General features: G+C 45.2%; 9 protein-coding genes. 2 read left to right on the top strand and 7 right to left on the bottom strand.

Annotated features, from left to right (window positions below; translation table 11 throughout):
* Positions 1–385: 385 nt before the first annotated feature.
* Together A8709_RS33435 and A8709_RS33430 are read right to left on the bottom strand one after the other, a co-directional pair.
* The gene (locus A8709_RS33435; protein WP_065859497.1) at positions 386–1,138 is read right to left on the bottom strand and encodes a YwmB family TATA-box binding protein; all 753 of its coding nucleotides are present in this window, start codon (positions 1,136–1,138) and stop codon (positions 386–388) included.
* A gap of 70 nt (positions 1,139–1,208) precedes the next feature.
* Positions 1,209–1,601, bottom strand: a complete 393-nt coding sequence (locus tag A8709_RS33430) for a VOC family protein (RefSeq protein ID WP_065859495.1) — start codon at positions 1,599–1,601, stop codon at positions 1,209–1,211.
* Positions 1,602–1,790: 189 nt separating this feature from the next.
* Between A8709_RS33430 and A8709_RS33425 the strand changes: the two genes are divergently transcribed.
* Entirely contained in the window at positions 1,791–2,069 is a 279-nt protein-coding gene (locus A8709_RS33425; RefSeq protein WP_065859493.1) for a hypothetical protein, read from the top strand.
* A gap of 54 nt (positions 2,070–2,123) precedes the next feature.
* Here A8709_RS33425 and A8709_RS33420 read toward each other — a convergent pair whose 3' ends face one another.
* On the bottom strand, positions 2,124–4,811 hold the full coding sequence (locus A8709_RS33420; RefSeq protein ID WP_084225756.1) for an ATP-binding protein: 2,688 nt from the start codon (positions 4,809–4,811) through the stop codon (positions 2,124–2,126).
* A 149-nt stretch (positions 4,812–4,960) separates the two neighbouring features.
* On the opposite strand from A8709_RS33420, the gene hisC reads away from it, so the two are divergent.
* The gene (gene hisC, locus A8709_RS33415) at positions 4,961–6,079 is read left to right on the top strand and encodes a histidinol-phosphate transaminase (RefSeq protein ID WP_065859491.1); all 1,119 of its coding nucleotides are present in this window, start codon (positions 4,961–4,963) and stop codon (positions 6,077–6,079) included.
* 34 nt (positions 6,080–6,113) lie between these two features.
* Here hisC and A8709_RS33410 read toward each other — a convergent pair whose 3' ends face one another.
* Genes A8709_RS33410 through A8709_RS33395 form a run of 4 tightly spaced genes read right to left on the bottom strand, consistent with a single transcriptional unit; the run spans position 6,114 to position 9,975 of the window.
* Positions 6,114–7,229 carry a LacI family DNA-binding transcriptional regulator gene (locus A8709_RS33410; RefSeq protein WP_084225754.1) on the bottom strand — a complete coding sequence of 372 codons (1,116 nt, stop codon included), beginning with the start codon at positions 7,227–7,229 and terminating at the stop codon, positions 6,114–6,116.
* 49 nt (positions 7,230–7,278) lie between these two features.
* Positions 7,279–8,202, bottom strand: a complete 924-nt coding sequence (locus A8709_RS33405) for a glycoside hydrolase family 113 (protein WP_065859487.1) — start codon at positions 8,200–8,202, stop codon at positions 7,279–7,281.
* A gap of 12 nt (positions 8,203–8,214) precedes the next feature.
* The gene (locus A8709_RS33400) at positions 8,215–9,054 is read right to left on the bottom strand and encodes a carbohydrate ABC transporter permease (RefSeq protein ID WP_084225752.1); all 840 of its coding nucleotides are present in this window, start codon (positions 9,052–9,054) and stop codon (positions 8,215–8,217) included.
* A 3-nt stretch (positions 9,055–9,057) separates the two neighbouring features.
* Positions 9,058–9,975, bottom strand: coding sequence for a carbohydrate ABC transporter permease (locus A8709_RS33395; protein ID WP_244163386.1), 918 nt, complete (start codon positions 9,973–9,975; stop codon positions 9,058–9,060).
* Positions 9,976–10,044: the final 69 nt, after the last annotated feature.

Raw genomic sequence — 10,044 nt, 5'->3', positions numbered from 1 at the left:
TTACAATCTCTTTATTTGAACGATTACTCGTTCGTGCTTACTCACTCGTTGTTCAGTTTTCAAAGATCAATTTCTTTCGTTCACTGCCGTGTTACCGAAGCAGCGAGAAGTAATATATCACAGAACGTTTCTCAATTGCAAGCACTTTTTTCTTGTCAATTCTTGTCAGCTTCTGTCGGAAAATCATCTTACCATACCTCAATGCCTGAAAGCAAGTCCACTGTTTCGCTTGTGTTTTGTTTGCTTCCGAACAACGAGGACTAATGTACCATGCCTAGAAATCAATTACAACCCCTTTGGAAAAGTTCTACTATTGCCATTGTTTCGAATTGTGCCTACAAGTATGCATAGCAAAAAGGATGCATCCCCTGCATCCTTCTTCCACTTAGTATTCCATTGTGATAACCGGCGTCCCCACCGTCAAACGCCATAAGCCCGACGTTGTGTCTTGATGAAGAGCAATTTGAACATTTACCTTGTGCTTCCCGCTTGTAATGAATCCTTCGAAAGCGGTAGATGCCAAGGACAAACTGTACGTAGTGTCATCCTCGTAGCTTTCAACAACGTTTCCTTTATATGTATGAGCGAGATCCTTCAGGAATTCCTTAGGGTTACTTTGTGATGAAATAACGTCCGAAGCCGCATTCCCTTGCATCATTACGTTCCAATTGCCTGGAATACCCTGATCTTTGAGGCGAGTGCTCATTTGCTCCTGCCATTTCAATAAGTGATCTTGATCCACATGTCCCGATGCATCCAAGCGCACTACTGCATAACAGGCGGACTGCCCAACAGGGCTTGCTACGGTAAGTGTCATGACAGCCCCAGGTTCAACCTCTGATCGAATCGTAAAGATCGCAGGTTGCGAAGGAAGTACCTGATTGTTTGATTCCTTTACACCTAATTCATGAGACAAGCTTGCACCCGCAGTCATAATCTTAGAATCCGAACCATCACATGTTCCATAATAGCCTGTATATTTGAAAGTAACTTTATAATCCGACTGTATAAAAGGCTTCGCCTCATTTAGAAGCAGCTGTGCATCTTGTTCAGCTTGTGCATCCACGTGGCGGATCCATCCGAAGAATAAGCCGATTATCGTAACACCTATAAGGGTTTGTGTCCAAAACTTTGACATAAAAAAAGCACCTCTTCGCTAGAATCTATGACTCTAGTAAAAGGATGCCCCGATCTAGCAATCTATAAACCTATCCACGAGTAGATTGGAAGAATTCAATACGTTCGCCATCTAACCCATTAAAAAAGAAATACCTGGAGCCATTCCGCAGGGTGGTGATTTCGGTATCTAATTGCGCAACGTTCAAACCTTGAATTCGAATGAATTCAGTTTCTACATCATCCACAGTAAAAGCCAAATGATGCACCTTGCCCTCCTGCGGTAAGTTGGCGTTATAGCCCTCAATCAATTCAACTTCCGTTTCATTCTGATCTCCAAACCCGAGAAATCCAAGTCGAATGATGCCATTCGTGTGGAGAAGTGTTCCTTTGTGCTTGAGCCCGATCACATTTTCATAGAAAGCAATCGATGCTTCTAGGTTTGCTACCATAACGCCAACATGCTCCAATTTCTTAACGGCCATATGTACATACCTCCTAATTGAACTCCTACTATTGTAACGAATATGTCAGATTAGAGCTAGCTCCGGTGAAGCATGATTCACATAATAAAAAAGGATAACCAAAGTTTGGAAAGCATCGTGCAAACATCGCATATGCTGGAAATGACATGTATAATAGAAATAAACGAAGGCTGACGGGAGGACTCTAGTATGAGATTGTTGAAGCTTCTTCAAATCTACGAGGTGGATGGGATTACGCCTAAGCATCGGTCCGATCGATTCGATTTCGATGAGATTCAAGGGCAAACATTTCGCGAAATGAACCCAACTGAAGTAGGATGCCCCATGACCTTATCCCATTTCCAAGAGCATACACCATTCAAAACAACTCGCGTGCAAGCGATTGATCTAGACGGGTTAGACTTCCGTGTATTGACGCGCAACACGATTTATCATTTTGAAGTTCACACAGAACGACATGTGCAGTAAACCTAAAGACCTTTGACCTCTTTCCATCGGAAAGTGATCAAAGGTCTTCTTGGTTTATTTGCTCAGCCAGACGAGCATAAGAGAGAGCAGCTGACTTAAATTGAGCGGCTTGCTAATATAGTCGGAGGCACCTGCTTGCAAGCAGATCTCTCGATCCTGCTTCATAGCTTTAGCTGTAAGTGCTATGATTGGCACCTGTTGATAGTGACTATTTTTGCGAATCAATCGCATCGCCTCATAACCGTCCATAACAGGCATCATAATATCCATGAGTATCAACTCGATGCCAGGATCCTTCTCCAATACCTCCAGACACTCTTGTCCGTTTTGTGCGACACTGACGATAATACCTTCCTTCTCAAACGCATTACATAATGCGAATACGTTACGTACATCATCATCAACAACAAGCACTTTGCGATCTGTAAAATCATTCGTTGCCACTTGATCCGTTGCTGGCAAGTATATATCTCGCAGCAAGTATTCACTGCTCGCGGAGGTAGAAGCAACCGCGGCCTCCATAACGAGTAGAGAAGATTCCCCCAGTAAATGCAAGAGTGACGGAATAAACAGTGTGAATGTGCTTCCTTTGTCTTCCTCACTTTGCATCAGAATGCTGCCTCCAAGAAGGCGAGCTAGCTCACGGCAAATCGAAAGCCCTAGTCCTGTTCCTCCGTATTTCCGATTCGTTGTTCCATCCGCTTGACGGAAGGGTTCAAATATTAACTCCTGCTTCTCAGGTCCAATGCCGATGCCAGTATCTCTAACCGATACCGCAATCGCTTGCGCAGTTCTAGCTGAAGGTAATAAATTCGCTATTTCTTCTAAGGTACACATACGGATATCGACCTGTACTGAACCTCTATGTGTGAATTTAAACGCGTTGGAAAGGAGGTTTTTGATAATTTGGCAGAGTCGCTGCTCATCGGTCCAGAAAATATGCGGAACCTGCGGATCGAGTGTGATCTGAAAGGCAAGATTGCGCTGTTCAGCTACTTTTTCGAACTGACTTTTCAACAACTCTGGCAGACCTCTCACATGCAACTCGCCCACATGAATATCGAGTTTACCCGCTTCTACCTTCGATAGATCCAAAATATCATTAATCAGATGAAGCAAATCATTCCCTGAAGAATGAATAACACGAGCGTATTCTTGTTCCTCACTCGTTAAGGTACGGTTATTATTCTCTTGCAGCATCTGAGATAAAATCAAGACACTATTAAGAGGCGTACGGAGTTCGTGAGACATATTAGCCAAAAACTCCGATTTGTACCTTGAGCTCATCTCTAACTGAATCGCATGTTCCTCGAAGGACGCTTTCATATGCTCAAGCTCCCTCGTCCTCTCATCCGCGTATCGATTCCGTTCCTCTAACTGTTCGTTGGTCGTATGTAATTCTTCCTGTTGAATCTGAAGCTCTTCCATCATCACTTGCGACTCTCTAAGGAGACGTTCAACCTCACCTCGTGTTTGCACACTATGAACAATAGTACCTAATACTTCCAGAATTTCATCCATCAAACTTAATTGCAGCAATGTAAACTCATGCAAGGACGCCAGTTCCATGACGGCAATGACTTCTTGATGATGGACAATCGGCACGATCAAAACACTTTGCGCACGTGCGGAACCAAGTCCCGATGTCAAACTGATATAATTAGCAGGGATATGCCGCAGATGGACAATTCGCTTCTCAATCGCGCATTGGCCAACTAAGCCTTCACCCATGCGGAAGATCGGCTTACCTACTTCATTATTTTCACCCATCATCGCATAGGAAGCTAGCTTCATCATCACTTCCTTGCCCTCATGCGTACTTCGGAAGTAGAAGATTCCAAAGGATGCCCCGAATAATTCAGCTGCTTTACGAATGAATGTCTCGCCTAACGTCTCCAGATCCGAAATCCCTTGCAGCATTTGGACAACTTCGGTCACTTTTCGCTGCTGCCATACCAATTCTTCCTGACTCTCAAGTAAGGCATTCGTTGCATCAGCCAAGTCCTTCACTTCATCATTCATGGTGACCTGTATCCGCTTAGAGCTGTCTCGTTTCATGGAGCTTAGTTTCGTAATACTTCTAGTTACCTGCTTAATAGTCCCAACAATGGATCTCGAAATGACCAATGCAGCTAATAGGGAGAAGAATAGTACAATTCCCAGCATAAAAAATAAAGAGTGCGTTAGCATTCTGTTTTGTGAATCCAGATGTGCAGCCCTATTCTTCACATAATCCATCTCAAGACTCCGAAATCTGCCCAATTGAGAGCGAATATCTAGAATATTTTGATGGGTTACAAAAAAAGTGAAATTAAAATAGCTGTCGTTTGAGACTCCAGTTCGCATTGTCGGCACGGTTCCACCTGTTTGTACAAGCCATTTCTCGATGGATTCCTTAAGGGTTGTCAGATTCTGTTCCTGCACCGGGTTTCCATTCGTCAATTCCCTTAATTGATTGTAGGAATCTCGCCACTTGGTTTCTCCGGTTGTATACGGTTCAATATAGGTAGCATCACCGGTTAATAAATAACCCCTTTGCCCATTCTCCATATCCATCACGTATTTCTCAAGTTGATTCGTTTCATTGTTAACTGCAAAGTCGTGCTCAATGACATAATTACGGTCTTTTTGCATCGAGTCTAACTGACGATTAACAAGTACAAAAGAAATGGTGACACAGAAAATGATGAATACATATCCAATCATAATTTTGGAACGAATACCGAACCTCATTTTCCTCATCCGATTGCCATCCTTCCTACCAAGTAAGCCCTTTCTTATTCGTATCATATACCAGAATACCATTAAATGGATACGAAAAATTCACTTTACTACTTTACCAAGTTAATGTAGTATTTAAGTGAAGCATTTCATTTAAAGGAGTGATATATATGAGCGGTCCCGGTATTGAAAATATTAATCCTCGACGTATTTTATCACGGATGACGCCCTACTCCCCTGGGAAACCCATTTGGGAGGTCCAACGGGAATTCGGGCTTACGCAGGTCACCAAACTAGCCTCCAATGAAAATCCACTAGGGCCATCCCCACTAGCTTTGGAAGCTATTCAAGCCTATTTATCCGAGATTCACCGTTATCCAGATGCAGATACAGTTGATCTTCGAGCTGTCATTGCTGAAAAACGTGGTTTCTCACTGGATCAAGTGCTTGTTACGAATGGCGGAGATGAGCTGATCACGTTGCTCTCGGAAACTTATTTGGAAGTTGGAGATGAGGTGATTGTGCCTTCCCCGACGTTCAGCGAGTACGAATTCGGAGCGAATTTGCTTGGAGCTAGCATCATTAACGTCCCCTTACGGGACAATTTCCGCTATGACATCGATGATATCTTCGCTGCCGTCACAGAGCGGACGAAGATGCTTTATATTTGCTCTCCAAATAATCCGACAGGTACCTATATGACGAAGCTGGACTTACATCGGCTTGTGAAGGGGCTTCCTTCGCATGTGCTCGTGATTTTTGACGGGGCGTATAGTCACTTCGTTACTGCCGATGATTATTGCGACGGCCTTGCGCTCGTGCGTGAAGGCTATCCGGTTGTGGTTCTGCAAACTTTTTCCAAAATATATGGATTAGCTGGTATTCGTGTGGGTTACGGCATCGCAGATGCCGGTATTCTGCAGCGGATTCGCCAAGTCAAGGAACCTTTTAACGTGAACATGCTCGCTCAAGTAGGCGCTGCTGCTGCTATCCGAGATGACCAGCATCTTGAAGCAACGCGTTCTAATAATGCGGCTGTGCGGGAGGCGCTCTACACGGCATTACGTGAATTGGGGCTCCCTTTTACACCGAGTATGAGTAACTTCGTTCTTGTTGATCTTGGCGTGCAGGCAAAAGCCATCTACGATACGTTGATGAGTCGCGGCGTTATTGTGCGATATGGGGCCGGCTGGAATCTGCTGAATCATGTGCGGATTTCGATTGGGACTTCCGAAGAGAATGCTGTATTGGTGCAAGCTTTGAAAGAAATTGTGGCTGTTAAGGCTTAGGTAGAAAACACAGAGAAAGCCAAAACCCCCTTTCCTATCGTGCTGGAGAGGGGGTTCTTACAATTGGCGGGAGATCATGAATACGAGATGTAGCGGTTGAATTACGTACAATAATGTCTCCCCTTAAGAGAATGGTTTCCGCTGGCAGCTCAGGATTCTCGATGCGCCAGAAAAGCACGTCCACACCGCGTTTGCCGATAAGCTCCTTCGTAACATTCACGGTTGTAAGCTCCGCGAGTAAGGGGTAATCCAACTCGATATTATCAAAGCCAGTGACGGATACCTCTTCCGGGACTGAGACACCTAGTGATCGTAAAGCCGCAATCGTCGCTTGCGCGATCCGATCATTCGCACAGACGAGCGCAGAAGGCAGCGTTGATCGTTCCAAATGCGGACGCAACGCGTCATGAATCTGTTCTTCCTGCAGATGCGGGTCCAAACTCTCCAAATGCAGCAGCTTCTGAAAAGCATTTGGTTGATATGCGATATCAGCCTCTTCTAACGCTTCGCGGAACCCGTGCCAACGCTCGCGAAAGCTTTTGGAAAATGAAGTATTACCTACGAATTGCACCGATCTATGCTCCAAACCAAGTAAATACTGCACAATACGATAGGCACTCTCTCGATTATTCGCGAAAACCTGATCAGCTGAAATGAACGGATCATCGTGGTCGAGCAAAACCAGCGGCAATCCCAAGCGAATGACCTCCATCAGAAGAGGACGTGAGATTTCACCGACTCCGATGACACCCGCCAACCCCTGTGGCCGGAGACTGCTGTTAAGTCCTTCCGCAGCGTTGAGCGTTAGGGTAAGCATATCTGCACCTCTAAGCTCCAGTTCCTTGGAGATGCCGTCTAAGATTTTGCCCCAATACGTGGATTCCTTCGTCTGAAAGCGAATATTCGGCATCAACACCAAGACCGTGCTTCCCCCGTCATCCGCCCCCTCACTACGCCATTTCTTATTGGTGTCAAGTTCACTTGGTGTTGTTTTCTTCTGTGCCAAATAGCCAAGCTGACCAGCCATTTGCACCACGCGCTGCTTCGTTTCCGAGCTGACTCCGGATTTCCCTGCTAGAGCTTTAGAAACGACATACTTGGAGACGCCCATGCGGTCGGCGATTTCTTGCATGGTAATTTTACGAGACAAGACCCTCACCCACTTCATTATATTCCTAACGTTTCTGTGATCTTATCGACTATCTGCGATAAAAAGCCTCAATCGTCTTCGCCGCTGGTTTCCCGTACATACAGTAGTCATCATTACTATTAGCTGCGCCCTTAGCGTATAGCTGCGCCGGCCAGTCCCATAACATAAACCCAAGGAACCACGGCTTCTGTCCAATTGCGTCAAACATGACGCGATAGTAAGCGTCTTGTTCTTCCAAATTCAGAGCGCCTTCGAGGCCCCAATCATTCGGCAGCATCGCAGAACCTTCGCGGCTTGGACAACCCGCTTCCATAAAGAAGAACGGTTTATCGTGACCTGCCGCAAAAGCTTCAAGCGTTGCTACACGCTCGTCCCATGCATCAATGGGGTAGTAACCGCTAGAGGAAATCACATCCACCGCATCCCACCAGGTGATATTCGTTTCTTGGTATTTATCGCAATTGTAAGTGATTACACCCGTGTAAATTGTTCTTACCTGACGAATGAGCTCCCTCCACTCGCGTTCCCGGCGATCCGTTTGAACCATTTCACAGCCAACGCAGAACATTTCACAGCCTGTTTCCTGGGCAATACGCGCGTAGTGAAGAATGAACTCCGTATAGCTTGCGAACCAGTCGCTCCACTTGGGTTCACAAGGAACATCCACATCGAAGAAATTAATATGGGCACGCCATACGCCGTTCGCACAGTTCACGACGGGCTTCAAACAAACGTTGAGACCCAAGCCATGCGCCTTCTCGATCGCCCAAACAACCTCCGCATCCGTTACCGTCGGCTCATCCTTGTAATGAATTTCCGTAGCTTGCGGATGATCTTGCAGGGCTGACAAGGCAATCGCCGTCCAATTAACACCCAGCTTCGCCATTTCCGCCATCGAGAAATCAGCCGCCTCATTCGCCCATGTACCCCTCGTTCCAACCCAACCCCATGTCATCCCATTGATGTAATCCATAAGTACACATCCCTATTCTTTGACTGAACCACTGACAATCCCGGAGAAAATGAAACGTTGTAAGATTAAATAAATGACCATGGTCGGCAGCATGACAATGAGAATCGCCGCACAAATCAGCTCCCAGTGAGCACTATTCGGTCCCGCGAACCGCATGAGTGACGTCGACACGACCCCCAGCTTCTGGGACGGCATATACAAATACGGAATATACATATCGTTGTAGATACTAATCGTTTTCAAAATAACAGCCGTCGCCGTTGCAGGCCCCAATAGAGGAAAAATAATCGTCCGATAGATGCGAAAAAGTGATGCCCCTTCCATCATTGCACTCTCATCGAGGGAATAGGGGATTTTACCAATAAATTGTAAGTACAGATAGATCTGAACCGCATCCGTACTTGCGTAGAGTAGAATCGCCGCACCTCTGGAGTTAAACAAATGCAAATCCTGAATGATACTAAAGGTCGCAACCTGCGTTGTAATTAACGGAATAAACGTTGCCACTAGATAGGCTGCAAGTATCAAACCCTTGCCTCGAAAGCTGAATCTGCCTAACGCATAAGCAACCATCGTGCCAAGAATAATGTTAATGAGCAACGAGGACACCACGATAATCCCTGTGTTCATGAAAGCCTGACCCAGCTTCCCAACCTCCAGCACCTTAGAAAAGTTAGCGAAGTTAAAGATATTGTTAGGTAAGCTAAATGGACTTGAAGCTGCATACTCTTGTGCGCTTTTGAACGCATTCACCACAACCACGTAGGGAGGAATCAGGACGGTTAGTACCGCAAGTACAAGTGAAGCATATTTCAAGATGCTCGTAAGGAGCTTCACGCTTTTATTTTCCACCGATTATTCCTCCCCGCGCAAAATAAATTTACGTTGAATCGTGATCACCACGGTCACAATGATGAGCAAGACGATGGCCATCGCCGATGCCAAACCGATGCTATTGAATTTGAAGGCAACATCGTTGACCTTGGTGACGAACGTATCACTCCCCGGTGCTGCACCCGTGATGATATACGGAATATCGAACACCTCAAGCGCACCTGAAACGGTGAGCAGCATATTCAACTCAATGATTTTACGGATATTGGGCAAGGTGATGTAGATCAGCGTTTGGAAGGAATTCGCGCCGTCAATTTTGGCTGCCTCATATAAGTCACCTGGAATCGATTGCAAAACCCCTAAGTAAATAACCATATTAAAGCCCATGTATTTCCATAGGGAAACCGAAGCAAGAGAGATATTGACCAGACTCGTATTTCCCAACCAGCTTTGTTTAAAAGCCCCTAAGCCGAAAGTATCCAGCAACGTATTTAACGTACCGTGGTCGGTATTGAAAATGAATTGAAACATGTAAGCGGTCGCAACACTATTAAGAATATAAGGTAAAAATAAAAAGACCCGGAATAGATTACGTCCTTTTATTTTGGAGTTCAAAATGATAGCGAAATAGAGTGCTAGGATATTTTGAATAATACCGCCGATAAAGTAGTAAAAATTATGGCTGAATACGCCAAAAATATCTTTGTTCGAGAAAATCTCTTTGTAGTTGGCAAACCCAATCCATTTAAATGTCTTGCTGATGCCATCCCAATCCGTAAAGCTCAACTGAATCAGGCGCAGTGCAGGGTAAAACGTAAAGGTCGCAAGTAATAAGAGCGGAATGGTCAAAAAGGACAGCAAAATGAGGATACGCTGCGTTTTATACGTAAAATCTGGCATGACAATCCCTTCTTTGCTCGTTGATAGACTACGTTTCATGATGTAAAAATGACCTCTGACACGGTCGTCTATCAGGTAGAGACCGCGTCAGAGGTATGTTCTTTATGA

It is taken from the genome of Paenibacillus pectinilyticus (genome assembly GCF_001700435.1).
GTDB classification, from domain to species: Bacteria; Bacillota; Bacilli; order Paenibacillales; family NBRC-103111; genus Paenibacillus_E; species Paenibacillus_E pectinilyticus.
The sequence above is the reverse complement of the archived record's forward strand: the minus strand, read 5'-3'. Positions and strand labels throughout refer to the sequence as shown.